Origin of the sequence: Streptomyces sp. NPDC052023, from assembly GCF_044548465.1 — a bacterium.
Classification (GTDB): Bacteria; Actinomycetota; Actinomycetes; order Streptomycetales; family Streptomycetaceae; genus Streptomyces.
This window is the reverse complement of the sequence record NZ_JBIUBW010000001.1, coordinates 252,952-271,826: the sequence shown is the minus strand read 5'-3', so window position 1 is coordinate 271,826 and position 18,875 is coordinate 252,952. Positions and strand designations below refer to the sequence as shown.

17 protein-coding genes are annotated in these 18,875 nt (G+C 73.6%); 7 read left to right on the top strand and 10 right to left on the bottom strand.

The window, feature by feature from the left end:
* Nucleotides 1-30 precede the first annotated feature (30 nt).
* Together lpdA and ACIHCM_RS01210 are read right to left on the bottom strand one after the other, a co-directional pair.
* On the bottom strand, nucleotides 31-1,419 hold the full coding sequence (lpdA, locus tag ACIHCM_RS01215) for a dihydrolipoyl dehydrogenase (RefSeq protein ID WP_399887504.1): 1,389 nt from the start codon (nucleotides 1,417-1,419) through the stop codon (nucleotides 31-33).
* Nucleotides 1,420-1,996: 577 nt separating this feature from the next.
* A complete protein-coding gene (locus ACIHCM_RS01210) occupies nucleotides 1,997-3,532 on the bottom strand; it encodes a leucyl aminopeptidase (RefSeq protein WP_399887502.1) in 1,536 nt (511 codons plus the stop codon).
* A 354-nt stretch (nucleotides 3,533-3,886) separates the two neighbouring features.
* On the opposite strand from ACIHCM_RS01210, the gene ACIHCM_RS01205 reads away from it, so the two are divergent.
* The 4 genes from ACIHCM_RS01205 to ACIHCM_RS01190 all read left to right on the top strand — a co-directional run bounded on the left by ACIHCM_RS01205 (nucleotide 3,887) and on the right by ACIHCM_RS01190 (nucleotide 9,906).
* Nucleotides 3,887-5,920 (top strand): hypothetical protein, encoded by a 2,034-nt coding sequence (locus tag ACIHCM_RS01205; RefSeq protein ID WP_399887500.1) that lies wholly within the window; start codon nucleotides 3,887-3,889, stop codon nucleotides 5,918-5,920.
* Nucleotides 5,921-6,037: 117 nt separating this feature from the next.
* Complete coding sequence (gene pelF, locus ACIHCM_RS01200) at nucleotides 6,038-7,558, top strand: GT4 family glycosyltransferase PelF (protein WP_399887498.1); 1,521 nt, start codon at nucleotides 6,038-6,040, stop codon at nucleotides 7,556-7,558.
* A complete protein-coding gene (locus tag ACIHCM_RS01195; RefSeq protein WP_399887496.1) occupies nucleotides 7,555-9,066 on the top strand; it encodes a hypothetical protein in 1,512 nt (503 codons plus the stop codon). Before pelF ends, ACIHCM_RS01195 begins: the two co-directional genes overlap by 4 nt.
* 66 nt (nucleotides 9,067-9,132) lie before the next feature.
* Complete coding sequence (locus ACIHCM_RS01190) at nucleotides 9,133-9,906, top strand: endo alpha-1,4 polygalactosaminidase (RefSeq protein WP_399887494.1); 774 nt, start codon at nucleotides 9,133-9,135, stop codon at nucleotides 9,904-9,906.
* A 6-nt stretch (nucleotides 9,907-9,912) separates the two neighbouring features.
* Here ACIHCM_RS01190 and ACIHCM_RS01185 read toward each other — a convergent pair whose 3' ends face one another.
* Nucleotides 9,913-10,695 (bottom strand): adenosylcobinamide-GDP ribazoletransferase, encoded by a 783-nt coding sequence (locus ACIHCM_RS01185; protein ID WP_399887492.1) that lies wholly within the window; start codon nucleotides 10,693-10,695, stop codon nucleotides 9,913-9,915.
* A 62-nt stretch (nucleotides 10,696-10,757) separates the two neighbouring features.
* Here ACIHCM_RS01185 and ACIHCM_RS01180 point away from each other — a divergent pair, with 62 nt between their 5' ends.
* Nucleotides 10,758-11,522 carry a hypothetical protein gene (locus ACIHCM_RS01180; RefSeq protein WP_399887490.1) on the top strand — a complete coding sequence of 255 codons (765 nt, stop codon included), beginning with the start codon at nucleotides 10,758-10,760 and terminating at the stop codon, nucleotides 11,520-11,522.
* Here the strand turns inward: ACIHCM_RS01180 and ACIHCM_RS01175 are convergent.
* The 3 genes from ACIHCM_RS01175 to cobT all read right to left on the bottom strand — a co-directional run bounded on the left by ACIHCM_RS01175 (nucleotide 11,462) and on the right by cobT (nucleotide 13,244).
* Nucleotides 11,462-11,620 carry a hypothetical protein gene (locus ACIHCM_RS01175; RefSeq protein WP_399887488.1) on the bottom strand — a complete coding sequence of 53 codons (159 nt, stop codon included), beginning with the start codon at nucleotides 11,618-11,620 and terminating at the stop codon, nucleotides 11,462-11,464. The genes ACIHCM_RS01180 and ACIHCM_RS01175 overlap by 61 nt on opposite strands.
* 69 nt (nucleotides 11,621-11,689) lie before the next feature.
* Nucleotides 11,690-12,040, bottom strand: coding sequence for a hypothetical protein (locus tag ACIHCM_RS01170; protein WP_399887486.1), 351 nt, complete (start codon nucleotides 12,038-12,040; stop codon nucleotides 11,690-11,692).
* 115 nt (nucleotides 12,041-12,155) lie between these two features.
* Nucleotides 12,156-13,244 carry a nicotinate-nucleotide--dimethylbenzimidazole phosphoribosyltransferase gene (gene cobT, locus ACIHCM_RS01165; RefSeq protein WP_399887484.1) on the bottom strand — a complete coding sequence of 363 codons (1,089 nt, stop codon included), beginning with the start codon at nucleotides 13,242-13,244 and terminating at the stop codon, nucleotides 12,156-12,158.
* Nucleotides 13,245-13,405: 161 nt separating this feature from the next.
* Here cobT and ACIHCM_RS01160 point away from each other — a divergent pair, with 161 nt between their 5' ends.
* Nucleotides 13,406-14,458 (top strand): class I SAM-dependent methyltransferase, encoded by a 1,053-nt coding sequence (locus ACIHCM_RS01160; RefSeq protein ID WP_399887482.1) that lies wholly within the window; start codon nucleotides 13,406-13,408, stop codon nucleotides 14,456-14,458.
* A 28-nt stretch (nucleotides 14,459-14,486) separates the two neighbouring features.
* Here ACIHCM_RS01160 and ACIHCM_RS01155 read toward each other — a convergent pair whose 3' ends face one another.
* Entirely contained in the window at nucleotides 14,487-15,695 is a 1,209-nt protein-coding gene (locus ACIHCM_RS01155) for a bifunctional adenosylcobinamide kinase/adenosylcobinamide-phosphate guanylyltransferase (RefSeq protein ID WP_399887480.1), read from the bottom strand.
* A gap of 324 nt (nucleotides 15,696-16,019) precedes the next feature.
* On the opposite strand from ACIHCM_RS01155, the gene ACIHCM_RS01150 reads away from it, so the two are divergent.
* Nucleotides 16,020-16,232: a hypothetical protein gene (locus ACIHCM_RS01150; RefSeq protein ID WP_399887478.1), complete on the top strand. Its 213-nt coding sequence runs from the start codon at nucleotides 16,020-16,022 to the stop codon at nucleotides 16,230-16,232.
* A 41-nt stretch (nucleotides 16,233-16,273) separates the two neighbouring features.
* Here the strand turns inward: ACIHCM_RS01150 and ACIHCM_RS01145 are convergent, their stop codons facing one another.
* The 3 genes from ACIHCM_RS01145 to ACIHCM_RS01135 form a co-directional block, all read right to left on the bottom strand.
* Nucleotides 16,274-17,335, bottom strand: coding sequence for a S1C family serine protease (locus ACIHCM_RS01145; RefSeq protein WP_399887476.1), 1,062 nt, complete (start codon nucleotides 17,333-17,335; stop codon nucleotides 16,274-16,276).
* 57 nt (nucleotides 17,336-17,392) lie between these two features.
* On the bottom strand, nucleotides 17,393-18,094 hold the full coding sequence (locus ACIHCM_RS01140) for a class I SAM-dependent methyltransferase (RefSeq protein WP_399888676.1): 702 nt from the start codon (nucleotides 18,092-18,094) through the stop codon (nucleotides 17,393-17,395).
* 83 nt (nucleotides 18,095-18,177) lie between these two features.
* Nucleotides 18,178-18,807 carry a DUF3043 domain-containing protein gene (locus ACIHCM_RS01135; RefSeq protein WP_399887474.1) on the bottom strand — a complete coding sequence of 210 codons (630 nt, stop codon included), beginning with the start codon at nucleotides 18,805-18,807 and terminating at the stop codon, nucleotides 18,178-18,180.
* Nucleotides 18,808-18,875: the final 68 nt, after the last annotated feature.

The following is an 18,875-nucleotide window of genomic DNA, read 5'->3' as shown; positions in this document are numbered from 1 at the left end:
CTGTGTCGTCGCGCCCAGTGACCGAGGGGGTCAGTCGTGGGAGTGCAGGGGCTTGCCGGCCAGCGCCAGGTGGGCCTCGCCGAGCGCCTCGTTCTGCGTCGGGTGGGCGTGGATCAGCTGCGCGACCTCGGCCGGCAGCGCCTCCCAGTTGTAGACCAGCTGGGCCTCGCCGACCTGCTCGCCCATACGGTCGCCGACCATGTGCACGCCGACCACCGCGCCGTCCTTGACCTGGACGAGCTTGATCTCGCCCGCGGTCTTCAGGATCTTGCTCTTGCCGTTGCCCGCCAGGTTGTACTTCAGGGCGACGACCTTGTCCGCGCCGTAGATCTCCTTGGCCTTGGCCTCGGTGATGCCCACGGAAGCGACCTCGGGGTGGCAGTACGTCACCCGGGGCACGCCGTCGTAGTCGATCGGGACGACCTTCAGACCGGCCAGCCGCTCCGCCACGAGGATGCCCTCGGCGAAGCCGACGTGCGCGAGCTGGAGCGTGGGGACCAGGTCGCCGACCGCCGAGATCGTCGGGACGTTGGTCCGCATGTATTCGTCGACGAGGACGTAACCGCGGTCCATGGCGACCCCGGCCTCCTCGTAGCCCAGGCCCTGCGAGACCGGGCCGCGGCCGACGGCCACCAGCAGGAGCTCGGCCTCGAACTCCTTGCCGTCGGCGAGGGTGACCTTGACACCGTCGGCCGTGTACTCGGCCTTCTGGAAGAAGGTGCCCAGGTTGAACTTGATGCCGCGCTTGCGGAAGGCGCGCTCAAGAAGCTTGGAGCTGTTCTCGTCCTCGACAGGCACGAGGTGCTTCAGGCCCTCGATGACCGTGACGTCGGTGCCGAAGGACTTCCAGGCGGAGGCGAACTCGACGCCGATGACGCCGCCGCCGAGCACGATCGCCGACTTCGGCACGCGGTCCAGGACGAGGGCGTGGTCCGAGGAGATGATCCGGTTGCCGTCGATCTCCAGACCGGGCAGCGACTTCGGCACGGAACCGGTCGCCAGCAGGACGTGGCGGCCCTGGATGCGCTGACCGTTCACGTCCACCGAGGTCGGGGAGGACAGCCGCCCCGCACCCTCGATGTAGGTCACCTTCCGGGAGGCGACGAGGCCCTGCAGGCCCTTGTAGAGGCCCGAGATCACCTCGTCCTTGTACTTGTGGACCCCGGCGACGTCGATGCCCTCGAACGTGGCCTTCACACCGAACTGCTCGCTCTCGCGGGCCTGGTCGGCGATCTCGCCCGCGTGCAGCAGGGCCTTGGTGGGGATGCAACCCCGGTGCAGGCAGGTGCCGCCGACCTTGTCCTTCTCGATCAGGGCGACGTCCAGGCCCAGCTGAGCCCCGCGCAGAGCCGCGGCGTAACCACCGCTGCCACCGCCGAGGATCACTAGGTCGAAAACGGTGCTGGCGTCGTTCGCCACGTCACGTCCTCCATGCATGTGCGCCGTACGCCGGTCGACGATGACCGGCTGGCGGCTGGTGTCCGGCCGCTGTACTTCGGCCCTTCGGTGGGGCCCTGTCCTGCCGAGCCCCATCTTCGCACTTGTCGGCACGGGACGAGACGCGGGGCCAGGGTGTGATACGTCGCACGCTCAGCTGTCACACACGGGAGGCTTCGCCTGTCGGCGGACGGGAGGCACGTCGCCGCAGGCGGCGCGGGAAGCCGGGCGACCGCCCGCAGCCCACCCGCACCCGCGGCGCGACGATCCCTCACGCGGGCCTGAGGCCGTCGACGGCCGGACAAAACGTCGCCGCAAGGGGCGCGGGGAACTGCGCGACGGGCCACAGTTCACCCGCACCCGCGACGCGACAGCCGGTCACGCCCCGGCGGGCGGATGTCAGCCCAGGTGGCCCGTGGTCGCTGGGGGTGTGGTCGCGGGCCCCGATCGTCGACGGCCGGACAAAACGTCGCCGCAAGGGGCGCGGGGAACTGCGCGACGGGCCACAGTTCACCCGCACCCGCGACGCGACAGCCGGCCACGCCCCGGCGGGCGGACCTCAGCCCAGGTCGCCGGCGGCCGTCAGTTCGGCCAGCCGCACCAGCGTCCGCACACCCGAGCCGGTACCGCCCTTCGGCGTGTATCCGAACGGCCCCTGCTCGTTGAACGCGGGCCCGGCGATGTCCAGGTGTGCCCAGGTGATGCCCTCGCCCACGAACTCACGCAGGAAGAGCCCGGCGACCAGGCCGCCGCCCATCCGCTCGCCCATGTTCGCGATGTCGGCGGTCGGCGAGTCCATGCCCTTGCGCAGGTGATCCGGCAGCGGCATCGGCCACGCCGCCTCGCCGACCTCCTCCGCCGCCTCGTGCACCGCGGAGCGGAACGCGTCGTCGTTGGCCATCACGCCGAACGTCCGGTTGCCGAGCGCCAGCACCATCGCCCCGGTCAGGGTCGCCACGTCCACGATCGCGTCGGGCTTCTCCTGCGACGCCGCCCACAGGGCGTCCGCCAGCACCAGCCGGCCCTCGGCGTCGGTGTTCAGCACCTCGACGGTCTTGCCGCTGTACATCCGCAGCACGTCGCCCGGCCGCGTGGCCGACCCGGACGGCATGTTCTCGGCCAGCGCGAGCCACCCGGTGATGTTGACCTCGAGACCGAGCCGGGCGGCGGCGACCACGGCCGCGAAGACCGCCGCCGCTCCGCTCATGTCGCACTTCATCGTCTCGTTGTGACCGGCCGGCTTCAGCGAGATGCCGCCCGAGTCGTAGGTGATGCCCTTGCCCACGAACGCGAGGTGCTTCTTCGCCTTGGAGGAGGTGTACGACAGCTTCACCAGCCGCGGCGCGGAGGCCGAACCGGAGCCGACGCCCAGGATGCCGCCGTAGCCGCCCTTGGCCAGCGCCTTCTCGTCGAGCACCTGCACCTTGATGCCGTGCTCCTTGGCCGCGGCCTGCGCGACCGCGGCGAACGCCTCCGGGTTGAGGTCGTTGGGCGGGGTGTTGACCAGGTCGCGGGCGCGGTTCAGCTCCTCGGCCACGGCCGTGGCACGCTCCACCGCCACCTTGTGCGCCTTGTCGCGCGGCTTGGCGCCGAGCACGGTGATCTCGGCCAGCGGGGCCTTGCCGTTCTTCTTGTCCTTGGCGGCGCCCGCCTGACCGTTCTCCTTGTACGCGTCGAAGGAGTACGCGCCGAGCAGCGCGCCCTCGCCGATCGCGCCGGCCGCGGCCGCGTCCACGACCGGCAGCGCGAAGGCGGCCTTCTTGGCGCCGGCCAGCGCGCGGGCGGCGGCGCCGGCGGCCCGGCGCAGTGCCTCCGCGTCGTACTCCGCGTCCTTCTCCGGCCGGGCACCCAGACCCACCGCCACCACGAGCGGCGTCTTGAAACCGGCCGGGGCGGGCAGCTTCGTCACCTCGCCCTCGGCGCCGGAGGCACCCAGGGTCTCCAGGACGCCGGCGAGTCCGCCGTCGTACGCCTTGTCAACGGCCTCGGCGCCCGGTGCGACGACCGGGCCCTTGTCGCCCTTGGCGACACCGATCACGATCGCGTCGGCCCGCAGGCCGGGCGCCGCGGCGGTGCTGAGAGTGAGAGCAGTCACGGTGGTGAAATCTCGCTTCCGATGTGAAGTTTCTGTGGCCGGAGGATGGGCCGACCGGGCCCGACAGCCGACCGTAGATTCCTCGTGCAGTGGAGTCTGTACCTGGACCGGTATTGACCTGGCACGAGCCTACGCCCGGTGTCTGTTCGAGCATTCAAGCGGACGTTCACCTGTCAGTGGCGTCGTCGCCATGTACCGATCCTCGCACTCCATGAGCTGAGTCACACTCGTCGGGTTCGGGTGAGCCGGACGCTCACCGCTTTGCATGATTTCCACCGATCCGCCGTGCGGCCGTCACAACTGCACACGGGCCTTCCGGGGTCGCGCGGGGATCTTCTGGGGGGAGGACCACCCATGGCGCGACGCGCGCACATACGGAGATCCACGGCCGCCGTACTGGCGGCCGCGGGACTGCTGACACTGGGGATCGCCGCACCCGGCGCATCCGCCGCACCCACGCCACGGATCGATCTGCGGGTGCTGGTCGTGGACAACGGGGAGAGCCCCGTCCAGGCCATCACCGCGCAACTGAGGAGTACGGGCATCCCGTACACCACGGTGAAGCTCACCGACCCGAACCGCCCGACGATCACCGCGGCGTTCCTGAGCGACACGGTGGGCGGCACACCCCGGGCCAGGTACCAGGGCGTCGTGCTGCCCCACGAGGCGCCGTTCGGGGCGGGGTCCGCCGAACAGGCCGCGCTGGAGACCTACGAGCGGACGTACGGCATCCCGCAGGTCGACGCCTACACCTGGGCGCACCCCGAGGTCGGCCTCGACTACACCAGCGAGGGCGGCTACGCCGGCACCCTCGACGGCAGGCAGGCCGCCGTCACGGACGCCGGGAAGGCAGGCCCCTTCGGCTATCTCGACGGGGCCCTCACCTTCGAGGACAACTCGCCTGCCGTCCAGGAGAGTTACGGCTTCGTGGCGCGGCCCCGCAGCGGCTTCACCAGCTACGTGGACGTCCCCGTGCCCGACGGGACCGGCCGTGGCAGCCTGGTGGGGGAGTACGCCCACGACGGCCGCCGCGAACTGGTCGTCACGTTCGCCTACAACCAGCACCAGCGGCAGTTCCGGGCGCTGGCCCGCGGCATCGTCGAGTGGCTGACCCAGGGCGTGCACCTGGGCCGCGACCGCAACTACTTCGCCGTGCACGTCGACGACGTCTTCGCCCCCGACGCCCGCTGGGACACCGAACGCGACTGCACGCCCGGCGACCTGGACTGTGCGGACGGCGCCGGTGAGGGGACCGCACCGATCCGGATGACGGCCGCCGACGCGCAGTACGCGGCGCAGTGGCAGCGCGAGCGCGGCTTCACGCTCGACATGGTCTACAACGCCGGCTCCGGCGAGGAATGGAAGGCGGAGAACGGCGGCACGGACCCGCTCGCCGCGCGGCTGCTCGCCGACCGCGACCAGTACCGCTGGATCAACCACACCTACACGCACCCCTACCTGGGCTGCGTCCAGGACACCTCCACGGTGCCGTGGACCTGCGCGAAGAACGCCGAAGGCTCGACGCGGTGGATGAGCCGTTCCGAGATCGCCGCGCAGATCCGCGACAACCACGACTGGGGTGTCCGTAACGGCCTGCCGGTCGACCGCACCGAACTCGTCACCGGCGAGCACTCCGGCCTCAGGACGCTGCCCCAGCAGCCCGAGGACAACCCCAACCTCGCGCGCGCCCTCGCCGACAACGGGGTCAGGTGGATCGCCTCCGACAACTCCCGCGAGCCCGAGCAGCGGGCGGCCGGCAGCGCCCTGACCGTGCCCCGGCATCCGATGAACGTGTACTACAACGTCGGGACGGCCGAGGAGATGGTCGACGAGTACAACTTCATCTACACCTCCCGGGCCGACGGCGGCAGCGGCATCTGCGAGAACAACCCGACCTCCACCTGCCTGGACGACCCGCTGGACCCGGCGACCGGCTACGCGTCGTACATCGTCCCGCAGGAGACCCGGATCGCCCTCGGGCACGCCCTGAACAACGACCCGCGCCCGCACTACGTGCACCAGTCCAACCTCGCCGAGGACCGGCTGCTGTACCCGGTGCTGGACGGGGTGCTCGCCGAGTACCGGGCGCTGTTCGCGGACAACACCCCGGTGGAGAACCTCGGCCAGAAGGCCGTGGGCACCGAGCTCCAGCGCCGCGCCGAGTGGCACAAGGCCGTCGCGGACAACCGCGTCACCGCGTACCGGATCGGCAACACGGTCACCGTCAGCGCGCCGAGCGGTGTGGAGATCCCGGTGACCGCGCCGCAGGGCACCAGGCAGCAACTCCTGCTGGGAACCAGCACCTTCGGCACCGCCTACGCAGGCAACCGCTCGGCCTGGGCGACCCCCGGCCTGCTCCAGTCGGCGCTCACCCTGAAGTTGCAGTAGGGCGACGCCCCCGAGGGGCGCGGGGGACTGCGCGCCCGGCCGCGGCGAGACATGCAGCCGGGGGCCGGGCCGCAGTCGCCCCACACCATCCGCATCACAGGGGGGAGCCGCGCAGCGATGCGTACCGGCCGTCACGTCACCATGCTCACCGAAGGCACCTATCCACACGTCCACGGCGGGGTCAGCACCTGGTGCGACCAGCTCGTGAGGGGCATGCCCGAGGTCGACTTCCACATCGTCTCGCTCACCGGCAGCGGCCGCGAACCCGTGGCCTGGGAGCTGCCGCCCAACGTGTGCCGCCACACCTCGGTGCCGACCTGGGGCCCGCGCCCGGGCCACCGGCGGGCGCCGTACGGGCGGGCCCGGCGCCGCTTCCTCGACACCTACGAGCGTCTGCTGCTGTCCTTCCTCGACCCGCAGGCGCGCTGCGACTTCGGCGAGGCGCTGTACGAGCTCGCCGAACTGGCCCGCGACGGGCGGCTGCCGGCGGCGCTGCGCACGGAGTCGGCGCTGCGTTCGCTCATGTGGATCTGGACGATGCCGCATCTGCCGACGGCGGCGGCCCGGCCGACCGTCCACGACGCCCTGACCGCGACGGACCTGCTGGAGCACGCGCTGCGCCCGCTGGGCGTGCGGATCCCCGAGGACAGCGTCGCCCACGCGGTGAGCAGCGGTCTCGCCACGCTGCCCGCCCTCGCCGCGCACCACCTGGACGGAGTGCCCTTCCTGCTCACCGAGCACGGCATCTATCTGCGCGAGCGCTACCTCGGCCACCGCCGCGAGAGCCGGCGCTGGCCCGTGAAGGCGTTCCTGCTCGGCTTCCACCGTGCGCTGAACTCGCACGGCTACCGCACGGCCGACCTGATCACCCCGTGCAACCAGTACAACCGCCGCTGGGAGGAGCGCGGCGGCGCCGACGCCCGCCGGATCCGCACGGTGTACAACGGCGTCGACCCGGCCGCCTTCCCGCACGCCGGACCCGAACCCGAGGTCCCCACCCTGACCTGGTGCGGCCGTGTCGACCCCATCAAGGACCTGGAGACGCTGCTGCGCGCCTACGCCATGGTCCGCGCCGAACTCCCCGACACCCGCCTGCGCCTGTTCGGGCCCGTCCCGCCCGGCGGTGAGGCCTACCGCACCCGCCTGGAAAAACTCGCCGCCGAACTCGGCGTCTCCGACGGCCTCACCTTCGAGGGCCGCGTCAGCGAGGTCTGGCGTGCCTACGCGGCCGGGCATCTCGTCATGCTGTCGTCCATCTCCGAGGGCTTCCCGTTCTCGATCATCGAGGCCATGTCCTGCGGGCGTACGACGGTCTCGACCGACGTCGGGGGAGTGCGCGAGGCGGTCGGCGACACGGGCCTGGTCGTGCCGCCGCGCGAGCCGGAGAAGATGGCGGCGGCGGCGCTGACGCTGCTACGGGACGACGAACGGCGCCTGGAACTCGCCGAGTTGTCCCGCCGGCGGGTCATCGACCGCTTCACACTCCGCCGCTGCGTGGAGAACTTCCGCACGATCTACCAGGAACTCGCGGGCCGGGCCGAGGTCTACGAGCCGGCCCTGGAGACGGTCGCCGACTGGACCGCCGAACTGCACGACCCCTGGTACGCGGCCGTCGCGACGAGGGGAACCGGCTGGTGAGCGGAAGCAACGGGCCGCCTCCCGGCCGCCCCGACACGCTGCCCGTGATCCCGCGCCAGCGCGCCACACCCGGCTGGGCGGTGCCCGACCCGGTCGGCGAACTCGCCGAGCGCCTGGACGACGCCGTGGCCGCCGCCGTCCATCCCGACGAGATAGCCGCGCTGCTGGAGTCCGACGGCCTGTCCGACGCGCAGATACGCGAGCGGTACGGCGTGCGGAACTCGTTCGCCCTCGCCGAGGAGCTCTACGCACGCGTCGAGCGCCGCTACCCCGAACCCGGCGGTCCGGTCCACGACCCCTGGCAGGCCGGCCTCCTCGGCTGCCTGCTGCGCGGCGTGGTCTTCGCCCTCCCCGGCCTCGCCTACGTCCTCGGTGCCCCGTTCCTCGCGGGCCCGCGCGACGACTTCGGCCTCCCGGCGGGCACGGTCCCGCTCCTCGCGGGTGCCCTGGCCGGCTGGTCCTGGAACCAGGGGCTCGCCCACCGCGCGTACTCCTGGCTGGGCCTCGGCGACCGTTCCGCCGCCCGCCGCTGTCTTCTCGTGGGCGGCCCGCTCGGCGCCGTGCTCGGCGCCCTCACCGCCCTCGCCGCCGCGGGCGACGCCGGCGGGACCGCCGTGGCATTCGCCGCCGGCCAGTCCTGCTACCTGGGCGCCTCCACCGCCCTGCTGGTCCTCGGCCGTCAACGGGCCCTGCTCGCCGCGCTGCTGCCGATGGCGGCGGGTGCGGTGGTCTCCTCGCTCACGGACGTGCCCGAGGCCGCCCGTATCGCCCTGTTGTGCGGCTCCCTGGCGGCGGTCGTGGCCGTCGCGGTGCGGGAGGTGGCGTCGGCGGTGCGGGAACCGGGCGAGGGCAGCTGGACGGCCGGGCTGACGGCACTGCTGCCGTTCGGGGCGCTGGGCCCGCTGCCGCCCCGCAGGAGCGGCCCCCGGCTCTCCGCCTCCCTGCCGTACGCCCTCTTCGGCCTGGCCGGCGGTGTCCTCCTGCTGCACGCCGCGCTCGGCGACGTCCTCACGGGGCAGGGGCCGAGCGCGCTCGCCGCACCCGCGGCCGTGGCGCTCACGCTCAGCATGGGCCCCGCCGAATGGCTGCTGCACCGCTTCCGCAGCGGCAGCCTCGCCGGGCTGCGCTCCACCGGCACACCCCGCGCCTTCTGGCGGGCCGCCACCCGCACCGTCGTGCAGTGCCTCACCGGCTACCTCGCCGCCCTGCTCGCCCTCGCGACGGCCACCGCCGCGCTGTGGCCGCACACCCCGCTCCCCGGCGGCGTCCGGCTGGCCGGCCTGCTGCTGCTCGGCGTGGTGCTGTGGACGGGCCTGCTGCTCCAGTCCTTCGGTGCGGTCCTCGGCGCGGCGGCGATCTGCGGCACGGCGGCCCTCGCCCAGACGCTCGCCCTGGTCACCCGCACCGGAGCCCCGCACCTGATAGGCGTGACGGTGTACGGCTGCGCGGCCGTGGCGCAGGTGGCCCTGGTCTGCGCCCTGCTGGGAAGGGCCACCGCCCACCGATGAGCACCCCGCCGGTCCCCTGGGAGATCATCCGTGGGTTACGTCGCCGCACACCCTGGAGCCCTCACGGTGAGACGCCCGATCCTCCTCGTCGCCCTGCTGACGCTGCTCGCGGGCTGCGCCTCCGATCCGCAGCCGCCCGGGGAGATATGGCAACCGCGCCCCGGTACGGACTGGCAGTGGCAGCTGCGCGGCCGTCTCGACACCTCCGTCGACGCGCCGGTCTACGACATCGACGGCTTCGACAACTCCGCGGCCACGGTCGCCGAACTGCACGGCAAGGGCCGCAAGGTCATCTGCTACCTCTCCACCGGCGCATGGGAGGACTGGCGGCCGGACGCGCGGAAGTTCCCGCAGGCCGTCCTCGGCAAGGGCAACGGCTGGGAGGGCGAACGCTGGCTCGACATCCGCCGCACCGACGTCCTGCGGCCGCTGATGGCCGCTCGCATCGACATGTGCCGTGACAAGGGCTTCGACGCCGTCGAGCCGGACAACATGGACGGCTACAAGAACCCCACCGGCTTCCCGCTCACGGCCGCCGACCAGCTCCGCTACAACCGCCTGATCGCCGGCCTGGCCCACGAACGCGGCATGGCGGTGGGCCTGAAGAACGACCTCGACCAGATCCCCGAACTGGTCGGCGACTTCGACTTCGCGGTCAACGAACAGTGCGCCCAGTACGGGGAATGCGAGGCCCTCACGCCCTTCGTCGAGGCGGGCAAGGCGGTCTTCCACGCCGAGTACGAACTTGCCACCGCCCGCTTCTGCGCCCAGTCCCGCAGGCTGAAGCTGAGCTCGCTGCTGAAGAAGTACGACCTGGGGGTCTGGCGCCGGACCTGCTGAGGCGCCTCACGCCAGGGCGAGCACCAGCAGCGCCGTCGTCGCCGCCGTCTCGGCCAGCCCGCCGAACACATCGCCGGTGACGCCGCCCAGCCGGCGGACGCAGTGGCGCAGCAGCACCTCGGCGGCGACGGCGGCGACGACCACCGCGAGGGCGGCGCGCAGGACGCCGTACGGGCCGAGCAGCGCCCCGGCGGCCGCGGCGGCCCCGGTCACCGCGAGGGCGGCACCCACCGCACCGGCCACCGGGACGACCCCGGCGACGGCCGCGCCCAGCCCTTCGGGACGGGCGGCCGGCACCCCGGCGCGGGCGGCCAGCGTCAGCGCCACCCGGGCGGCGGTGGCCGCGACGACGGTGGCGAGCGCACCGCGGATCCAGGAGCCGTCGTAGAGCTGCGCCAGGGCCGCCACCTGCGTGAGCAGGACGAAGACCAGGGTGAGCACCCCGAACGGCCCGATGTCCGACTGCCTCATGACGCGCAGCGCGTCCTCGGCGGGCTTGCCGCTGCCCAGCCCGTCCGCCGTGTCGGCCAGGCCGTCCAGATGCAGGCCGCGGGTGAGGACGGCGGGAACGGCGGCACCGGCGACGGCGGCCACCAGCGGGCTCGCGCCGAGGAACAGCAGCAGCAGACCGGCACCGGCCGCGCAGAGGCCGACGACGAGCCCGGCCAGCGGGGCGCAGAGCATCCCGCCGCGCGCGGCCTCGCGGTCCCAGCGGGTCACCCGTACCGGCAGGACCGTGAGGGTGCCGAAGGCGAAGCGGAGACCGTGCGCGGGCGGGATCAGGGGCATCCGGGCAGGTTACGCGACCGCTTGCGGAGCACTTCACCCCGATCCTGGGCACACTTGGTCCCATGGGGAACTGGCTGGAACGGAACATCATCGAGCCCGGCAAGCTCCCCCTGCTGCTCGCCCTCACCGCCTTCGTGCTGACCTTCCTGATCACCCGGCTGATCACCCGCATGATCCGGGCGGGCCGGGGCCCCTTCCGCAACGTCAGCGCGGGCGGCGTGCACGTCCACCACGTGGTGCCCGGCGTCTTGCTCACCCTCGTCGGCGGCTTCGGTGCGGTGGCCGGCGGCCGGCAGGGCTTCGGGTCCTACCTCTCGGCGGTGATCTTCGGGATCGGGGCGGGCCTGGTGCTGGACGAGTTCGCGCTGATCCTCCATCTGGCGGACGTGTACTGGACCGAGGCGGGCCGCAAGAGCGTCGAGGCCGTCGTGCTCACCGCCGCGCTGGTCGGCCTGTGGGTGGCCGGGTTCTCCCCGTTCGGCGTCAACGACCTCGACCGGGACGAACTCCAGGACCGGGGCTCGGTCATCACCACGGTCGCCGCGAACTTCCTGCTCTCGCTCGTCGCCCTCGTCAAGGGCAAGACCCGGCTGGCGATCCTGGGCGTGATCGTGCCGTTCATCGCCGTGTTCGGCGCGATCCGGCTGGCCCGCCCCGGCTCGCCCTGGGCCAAGCACCTCTACCGCCGCCGCCCCCGAGCCCGGGCCAGGTCACGTCTGCGGGCCTACCATCACGACCGCCGCTGGCTCGGCCCCACCCGGAAGTTTCAGGACTGGCTCGGCGGCACCCCCGACCCGGAACGCGCCCGGGCCCTGGAGAGCCACTGACGCAGCGCGGTGAGCGCGCACAGCAGCAGCACCGCCGCGATCGCCGCCAGGTGCTCCTTGCCGGCGAGGTTCTGCTTCACCACCACCTCCACCACCATCGCGACGACGACGGCCGCGGCGGTGACATACGCCCCGTACCGCAGGCCCGAGGTACACCGCGAGGCCGACTAGGCGAGCGCGAGCGCGCGCCACCGGCCGAGACAGATCTCGGCGACCCCGAACACCAGCAGGATCTGCGCCAGCGCACCCCACACCGGAAGGTCCAGAGCGGGCACGAACAGCGACAGGGGAGTGCGCAGCAGGGCCGCCCAGAAGGGGTCCTCGGCGCGGACGGTCCCGGCGTTCTCCACCAGCCGATGGCCCCAGGACCGGCCGTGCGCGAAGTGCAGCAGGGTGGTGAGGCACACCCCAGCGAGCGCCAACGGCACGGGCCCGTGTCCGCCGCGCGCGCAGCCCCTCACGGACCGTACGGTGCAGCGTCCCCACTCGGCGCGGGCCCGGCGGGCGAACGGGTTCATCGGGGGGCGGCTCCGGGGTGCGGCGGGGCGACGCGCGGACGCGACGGCACGTACAGAGACCGCAAGCAACCTAACGTTGCCACGGCCCCGTGTGACCCGCGCCCCCCGGCGTCCGCTACGCCCCCTCCGGCTCCTCGGCCGGCGCGCGCTCCTTGACCTCGGGCTTCTCGGGAAGCTCCGCCGCCAGCGCCGCGGCGGCCTGCACCAGGGGCAGCGCCATCAGGCCCCCCGCGCCCTCCCCGACGGACATCCCCTGGTCGAGCAGCGGCTCCAGGGCCATCCGGTCCAGCGCCTTGGCCTGCCCCGGCTCCCCGCTGTCGTGCCCGGCCAGCCACCAGTCCGGCGCCCGGAACGCGATCCGTTGCGCCACCAGCGCGCACGCGGCGGCCACCACGCCGTCCAGGATCACCGGCAGCTTCCGCACGGCGCACTGGAGCAGGAACCCGGTCATCGCCGCGACGTCGGCCCCGCCGACCGCCGCCAGCAACTGCAACTGGTCCCCGAGCACCGGCCGCGCCCGCCGCAGCGCGTCGCGGATCGCCGCGCACTTGCGCATCCACGCCAGGTCGTCGATCGCGAGCCCGCCCCGCCCGGTCACCACGGACGCGTCGGTCCCGCACAGCGCCGCCACCAGCACCCCGGCCACCGTGGTGCCGCCCACGCTGACATCGCCGAGCACCACCAGATCCGTACCGGAGTCGGCCTCCTCGTCGGCCACCGCGACCCCGGCCCGGAACGCCGCCTCGGCCTCCTCGGCCGTCAGCGCGTCCTCGATGTCGATCCGTCCGCTGCCCCGCCGCACCCGGTGCTTGACCACATCCTCGGGCAGCGCCCCCGGATCGCAGTCCAGCGCCATGTCCACGACCCGCACCGGCACACCGAGCCGCCGGGCGAGCACGGACACCGGGCGGCCGCCCTCAAGGACCTCGCGCACCAGTTCGACGGCGCTGCCCGCGGGCCGCGCCGACACCCCCAGCTCCGCGACACCGTGGTCACCCGCGAACAGCACCACCCGCGGCCGTTCGACCGGCCGCACCGGAGCGGCGCCCTGCGCCGCGGCCAGCCACTCACCGAGGTCGTCCAGGCGCCCCAGCGATCCGGGCGGCACGATCTGACGCTCCCGGCGCGCCTCCGCGTCGCGGCGCACCCCGCCGTCGGGGCGCTCGATCTGGTCGGTGAAGTCGTCGAGATTCAGCGAGCTCATTCGCCGAACAGTACCGGCCCCCGCCGAACGGGACGGCGCCACAGGGCGACCACGAACCCACCACGTCGTTGCACCCAAGATCGCGATCCCATACGTTCCGTTTTGCAGCGGATTGTCGTACGTCCCTCCCCGCCCTGTCCGTCGCGCCCCGGGAGCCGCCCATGTCGTCGTCCGCCCCTTCCGCCCTGCCGGCGATCGACCTGCGCCGCGCCAAGTACCTGGCCGAACTCGCCCAGGGCACCGAGCGTTTCCACGCGCCGCGCCGCGAGAGCTGTCCCTGGTGCGGCGGGCAGCGCCTGCGCGTCCGCCTCACCGCCCCCGACGTGATCCAGGGCAAGCCGGGCACCTTCACCGTGGAGGAGTGCGAGGACTGCGCGCACGTCTTCCAGAACCCGGGCCTCACACCCGAGGGCATGGCGTTCTACCACCGGGACCGGGACGGGTACGAGAGCCCGCCCGCGCGCCGCCTGGACCGCGCGCGCGTGCGGGCGATGCTGCACATCCCGGAACCGGAGAGCTGGCTGGACGTCGGCACGGGCGACGGGGACTTCCCGGCCACCGCGCAGCAGTGGCTCCCGTACACGTCCTTCGACGGCACGGACCCCACGCCGCGAGTGCTGCGCGCCCGCGCGACGGAACGCGTGGAGGAGGCCTACGTGGGGCACCTGACCACCCCCGGCCTGCTGGGCCGGTTGCGGGGCCGCTACGACGTGGTGAGCGTCTTCCACCAGCTGGAACGGGCGCCGTCACCCCGTGAGGAGCTCAAGGCGGCCATCGCCGCCCTGCGCCCCGGCGGGCACCTCGTCCTCGAACTGGCCGATCCGCAGAGCGGCTTCGCCGCCCTCCTCGGCAAGTGGTGGCCCGGCCATGCGCAGCCCGGCCAGCTCCACCTGCTGCCGCAGACCAACGTCCTGGAGGCCGTGGAATCCCAGAACTGCACGATCCTCACCACGGACACGTGCGCCCCGCACACCCCCACGGACCTCGCCACGGCGGCGGCCCGCCTGTTCTCCCGGGCCGTCCCCGCCGACACCCCCTGGCGGGCCACCCCGCCCTCCGTCCCGCAGCAGGCCGCGCGCGTGGCCCTGACCGCGGCCGCCGCGCCGCTCCGCCTGACCGCGAGGGCGGCCGACCACGCCCTGGCGCCCCTGATCCGCCGCAGCTCCTACTCCAACGCGTACCGGGTGATCGCCCGCAAGAACCCGCAGCCGTAGGGGTGGCGGCCGGTCCGGGAGGATGCCCTCACCCCCGCAGCACCAGCGCCTGCCCCGCCACCAGCAGCAGCACCTGCTCGCACTCGGCCGCGAACGCGGCGTTCAGGCGCCCGAGTTCGTCCCGGTAGCGCCGCCCGGACGCCGTGGCGGGGACGATGCCCGAGCCCACCTCGTTGGACACGGCGACCGTCATCCGGCGTGTGCCGCGCACCGCGTCCGTCAGCGTGCGCACCCGCTCGCGCAGCGCCTTCTCGCCGCCGTCGGCCCACTCCGCGTCGTCCCACGCGCCCACGGCGTCCATCGCGTCCGTCAGCCACAGCGACAGGCAGTCGATCAGCAGCGGCGGGCCGTCCTGCCCGAGCAGCGGCACCAGGTCGCAGGTCTCCACCGTCCGCCACGACCCCGGGCGCCGCTCCCGGTGCGCGGCCACCCGCTGCGCCCACTCGCCGTCCCCGCCCCGGGTGCCGCCCGTCGCGACGTACAGCACGTCGGGGAACGCCTCCAGCCGGCGTTCCGCCTCGACCGACTTGCCCGACCGCGCCCCGCCCAGCACCAGCGTCCGGCGCGGCACGTCCGGCACGTTCTCGTACGCCCCGACCGCCAGAGTCGCCCCGTCCGGCACCGCCCGCGCGCCCGCCGCCGCGAGCCGTCGCCGCAACTCGGGCCCGGGCGGCACGTCGTGATCCAGGTGCACGGCGACGACGTCCGTCGTGGGCCCTGCCGCGCCCACCGCCCGCAGCCGGGCCAGCGCGTCCGGCCGCCCCACGACGTCCACCAGCACCATGTCGTACGGCTCCGCCGAGGGTGTCCCCTCCTCCAGTCCCGCCGGCGCGCACCCCGGCGGCAGATACAGCAGCCGCTTGCCGTCCGGCCCGGTCACGGCGTACCCCGTCCCCGGCGAGTCCATCGCCAGCGCCCGCACCCGATGCCCCGTCAGCAACGCCAACTCCCGCCCGTCCGGCACCCGTCCCGGCTGCGGCAGCCCGGCCGGCACCTCCACCGGCGGCCCGTTGTGCGGATGGGACAGCAGCACCTGCCGCACCCCGGCCAGCGACCGCCCCGCCCGTGCCGCCGCGAAGGCCGCGCCGGGGGTCAGGTCGAGCAGCAGCGCCCCGTCCACGAGCACGGCCGTCGCCGCGCGCGCGTCGCGACCGAGCGCGGCCGCGCACGCCGCGCAGGGGCAGTCGGGGCGGGGCAGGCCCGCGGGGGCGCCGGTGCCGAGCAGAGTGAGTTCCACGATCCGATTTTCTCCGGTCGCCACCCGTGGTGCGCGTCCGGGGACGCCCCCGGCCGTCTCGGCGACTGCTCTTCCGGCGTGTCCGGGACGCCAGGGGGGCGCGGGGGCACTGCCGGTCCCGTGCGTCCGGGACCTCCGGCGGGCGACGCGGCACGGTGGCCGTGACCCTCTCCGGCGAGGGCGCGAGCGGTTCCCACCGCCCACGGTGCGGCCGGTCATCCGCGGTCTGATGACGGCTCACCCGGCCGAGCGCATAGGCTCTGGACGGGTGCCGGGTCCTGATCCGGCGCAGGCTCTGCAGGTCCTGACAGCTGGGAGGCGTACATGGCGGCATGGACGTGGCGGTTCGAGAAGGCCGACGGGACGGAGGTCCAGCCGGCGGTGCAGCCCGAGGAGTTCACCACGCAGGGCGACGCCGAGTCCTGGGTCGGGGAGCACTGGAAGGAACTGCTCGAAGGAGGCGCCGACCAGGTGCGGCTGTACGAGGACGCCACCGAGATCTACGGGCCGATGAGCCTGCACGCGGAACAGACCTGACGGGCCGGGGCGGCCCGCGCGGCCGCCCCTCCCACCGCCCGCTACTGCTCGCCCAGCGTCACGTCGGCGGTCCGCTGCCCGCCGTCCCGGGTGAAGGTCACCGTCGTCCGCTCGCCCGGCCGCAGCACGGCCAGCGCCTCGGCGAGTGAGGTGATGCTGGTGACGTCCGTGTCACCCAGCTTGGTGATGACGTCCCCGGGCCGGATGCCGGCCTCGGCCGCCGCCTCGCCGGCCCGCACCTCGACGACGGCCACCCCGGCCGGCCGGTACTCGTCGTCGACGACGGTGCGGCCCGTGATGCCGAGCGCCGCCCGGCCCGACTCGGTGACGCGGCCGTCCCGGACGATCTGATCGGCGATCGCCCGCACCGTCGACGCCGGGATCGCGAACCCGATGCCGGGCGCCGCGCCCTCCCCGAGGCTCGGGTCGGTCGCGGCGAGCGACGGGATGCCGACGACCTGCCCGTCGAGGTTCACCAGGGCGCCCCCGCTGTTGCCGGGGTTGATGGCCGCCGAGGTCTGCACCATGTTGGCGATCGTCGCCCCCGAAACGCCGCCCTCGGCAGGCCCCGTGACGGTCCGTCCGGTCGCCGAGACGATCCCCTGGGTCACGCTGGACGACAGCCCGAGCGGCGAGCCCATGGCCAGCACGATCTGCCCGACCTCGACCTTCGCCGAATCCGCGAACGCCGCCGGCCGCAGCCCCCGAGGCGGCCGGTCCAGCTTCACCACGGCCAGGTCCTGCTCCGGATAGGAGGAGACGAGCCGCGCGGCGAGCTCGTCCTCGCTGTTGGCGGTGGTCACCCGGAACGTCCGCTGCTCACCGACGACGTGCGCGTTGGTGACGACGTGCCCCTTGTCGTCGTACACCACCCCGGAGCCCAGCTCGCTGCGGCCCTGGATCTGCACGACCGACGGCAGGACGTCCTTGATCACCTTCTGGTAGTCGCTCTGCAGGTCGTTCGCCGCCCTCGGCGCGGCGGCCCGCGTGGTCGTGCCCTGCGGCGGCGGCGCCGATCCGCCCACGGTGCAGCCGGTGAGGACGAGAAGGCAGCACGACAGGCCCGCGGCACGGCGCGAACCCCGGACAGGGTGAGCTTCCATGTCCCGAGTCTGGCGTCACGGCCGTGTACCGGGCCCAGGCTGTACGCCCGAACGGGGTCAGCCGCGTACCCCGCACAGATGCAGCAGCGCCGCGACCCCGCGATACGGGTCCGTCCGCCCGGCCCGCTCCTCCACCGCCAGCAGCGTCCCCACGTCGGCCGGCGCCTGTGCCCCGTCCGCCGCGGTGTCGGTGAAGACCCGCACCCCGTACCAGGCGTGCAGCGGTGCCCCGATGCCGGCGAGCGTGGCCGTCAGTGTGCCCAGCCGGTCGGCCCGGACGTCCAGGCCCAGCCGGTTGCGGTACGCCGTCGTGTCGAAGGCGGCGAGCGCCGTGCCCCAGTCGCCGGACAGCCCCGGCCGGACGGCCAGCGCGTCCCCGTTGCGCACCAGCAGCGACAGCAGCCCGCCCGGCGCGAGCATCCGCGCCAGCCCCGCCAGCAGCGGGTCCGGATCGTCGACATACATGAGCACGCCATGACAGAGGACGAGGTCGAAGCTGCCGGGCAGGAAGTGGACGCCCGTGTCCCGCCCGTCCCCCTCGACGAGCCGCACCCGCTCCCGGATCCCCTCCGGCTCCGCACCGAGCGCCGAACGCGCCGCGGCGAGCATGGAGGCGTCCTTCTCTATGCCGGTCACCTGATGCCCGGCGCGGGCCAGCCGCAGCGCCTGCGTGCCCCGGCCCATCCCCACGTCGAGCACGCGCAGCCGCTGCCCGACCGGGAACCGCCCGGCTATCTGCTCATCGAGCTGCCGGGCCACCAGCTCCTGCCGTACGACATCACGCAACCCGCCGGGCCCGCTCAGCCGGGCGTTGTCCGCACCCCCCGGGAAAGACGTCGCGCTCAGGGCCGCTCTCCGCGCTTGACCTGCGGTTTGGGCAGCCGGAGTCGGCGCATCTGGAGGGAGCGCATCAGCGCGTAGGCGACCGCGCCGCGCTTGTTCTCGTCGGGGAAGCGCTCGGCGAGCCGCTTCTTCAGCCGGTACCCGGTGGCGATCGAGTCCAGGACGATCAGCACGATGACCACCAGCCACAGCAGCAGCGCGATGCTCTGCAGCGCCGGGACCCGCACCATGCTCAGCACGAGGATCACCACGGCCATCGGCAGGAAGTACTCCGCGATGTTGAACCGCGAGTCGATGAAATCGCGGGCGAACCGGCGCACCGGACCCTTGTCACGCGCCGGCAGATACCGCTCGTCGCCGCCGGCCAGCGCCTTGCGCTGCCGCTCCATGGCGGCACGGCGCTCCTCGCGCTGCCGCCTGGCGGCCTCCTTGCGCGTGGTCGGCGTGTTGGCGACGCTGCGGCGCTGGGACTGCGCGGCACTGCGCTTGGGCGTCGGCCGGCCCTTCGGGGCCTGCGGGTCACGGGTCTGCTGGGAGTCGGTCACCTGGGCCTGGGCGGCGACGGCGGCCTTCTCGTCTTTGGCGCGGCTACGGAACACAAAACCCAAGGGTACGGGGTCGCGGGGCATGGACCCCAGCCCCGCGGGGAACGATCCCGCAACACCAGTCGTCTGTAAGGGGACAGACGGGACGATGC